General features: G+C 33.8%; 1 protein-coding gene. It reads right to left on the bottom strand.

Annotated features, from left to right (window positions below; translation table 11 throughout):
* On the bottom strand, positions 1-724 hold a 724-nt coding region (locus WFH18_RS17600; RefSeq protein ID WP_336755388.1), incomplete at both ends, for an IS701 family transposase.

The raw sequence follows: 724 nt of genomic DNA, 5'->3' as shown, positions 1-724 counted from the left end.
TAATTTCTTCTGCCAACGATATACATTTTCAAAGATCCGCTCAAACTGGTTCTTTTGTATCTCAACGTAGGCCATCAAGGCTGAAAAAATATGATTCAAAATCAGTTTAGACCGTCTTACTTGAAACTTTTCAATATGACAAACCTGTTTAATCACCCGGTGATATTGTTCTATTTTCCAATGACTTGAATGTAATTCATGAAAACCCTCAAAGGATAATAAATCATCTTCATCTTGATACACAATATAAAACCTCTGCTGTTCTTTTAACTGAGTCTTAAATAATTGTACAAAGCCAAAATCTTTGAGCCAGACCACTTGACCCTGATGGAAATTTGGCAATAAACGCAGTTGAAACCATTGTCCTTTTTCAGGGGAAACCTTACGGTTACAGTCGATACCAAACATAAATCGAATACCATGTTTTCTTATGGTTTTTAGATTTCCAGTCGATGAATACCAACTATCACCTGAAATAAATTGAATCTTTGCACCCCAACTAAGTACTTCACTTAACATATCCATAAAGTAATCATTCTTGGTTTTACTTTCAGATTTGTCATAAATTCGGAAATTAATTGGAATATTTTGACCATTTTGATCTGTCGCATATAAGGTAATGAGATTAATACCCTTGACGGATCGGTGGTGTTTGCCTGACCAAAAATAGCTAACCAAGTCCATATGTTGACTATATGGTTTATCTAAAACAGTATCATCAATA

This window comes from Acinetobacter sp. USHLN143, assembly GCF_037145695.1.
GTDB lineage: Bacteria > Pseudomonadota > Gammaproteobacteria > Pseudomonadales > Moraxellaceae > Acinetobacter > Acinetobacter fasciculus.
The sequence above is the reverse complement of the archived record's forward strand: the minus strand, read 5'-3'. Positions and strand labels throughout refer to the sequence as shown.